Origin of the sequence: Enterobacter cloacae complex sp. GF14B, from assembly GCF_004136805.1 — a bacterium.
Lineage (GTDB): Bacteria > Pseudomonadota > Gammaproteobacteria > Enterobacterales > Enterobacteriaceae > Enterobacter > Enterobacter hormaechei_C.
On sequence record NZ_QFRV01000291.1, the window covers coordinates 1 to 1,207 of the forward strand.

The 1,207-nt window shown below is 42.8% G+C and carries 1 protein-coding gene; it reads right to left on the minus strand.

Annotated features, from left to right (window positions below; genetic code table 11):
• Positions 1–164: 164 nt before the first annotated feature.
• Positions 165–1,207 (minus strand): retrotransposon gag domain-containing protein (locus DD606_RS25300; RefSeq protein ID WP_219824242.1); only part of this gene is annotated, 1,043 nt, incomplete at its 5' end.

Sequence of the window (1,207 nt, forward strand, 5' to 3'; positions counted from 1 at the left end):
TATCTCTCTTCATCAGAAGCACTTATAACTGTTGGTGTTCCAACATTCCCAATCATGCCCCATGGTTCTGGTTGTTTGGGTTCTTCTGGTGGGTAATACACAGTTGGAGACATGTGTGCACCAAATTCTTCATAATAGGCTTGAACAGGCACTAAGGCTTATTCTTACTGATTCTCTAAGATTGGTGCATATCTAATGCCCACTGGTCTTGCTCCTGGTAAAGGTGGTTGTTGTCCCAATACTGGTTGCGGTCTTTCTATCCCCATAGGTCCAGGTACATTTCCCGTTGGGTATCGAGGTACTGGATGTACTTGAGGTGGTGCTAATTGAGCAGGAGGTGCATACTGACGCTCCCTTACATACCCTTTGTTGTAATAGCACTCCTCTGTTGGATGGTTTGTCCATTTTTGTTCAATAGCACACCATTTCAGTGTTTTTGGCAATGGTTTTTGGTATGGTGCCATCCTTTTTAGAGCATCTTCTATCATTTGCTCTACATTTGGCATGGTTGTTGTTTGAACATTCTTTTTAGTGGTAATCTCGCTCGCTACGGAGGAGGAGCTACTAGATGCAAAATTTGTATCCGCTGACACCTCTCCATAAACCGTACAGTTATCCACTAAGTACAATGCCTCTCTCGTTACTTGCTCGAAACTTGTACAAGCTTTCAAGTGCAAGTCCTTCTTGAGAGTGACGTTTCTCAATCCTTCAATAAAGAGAACAGATAGTCTGTCATCTTGTGGTCGTTCACGTACTGGACATCTCCCAATGTATTGTTTGAAGCGAAGTGAAGCTTCCTTCACTTTTTCGTGTTCTCTCTGTTTAAAAGCATATATTTGTGAGACCGTATTGTGCTTAATCCCTCGTTTTGAGAATTCCTCAGCAAACTCTCTTAGCAAATGGTCAATGTCATAGAATCCCCCAATGTTCATTGGTTGAAACCATGTCAATGCCGTACCTTCTAGAGTAAGACCAAATCCCTCGTATTGTGTATGGAAATTTGTTATCTGCTCGGCTCTTAAGACTTGCTTAAAGAGTGACACATGTGCATACGGATCTCCTGAACCACCATACTTCTTTGGCACACACTTGGCTACTTGAGATGGTCTCATACGTCTATGATCTGCTACCAATCTCATTGCTCCTGTGTCTCGGCTAAAGTTTTCTCTAGCATCATGGACTTCATGGGTTACCCTTGTCGGTTCCT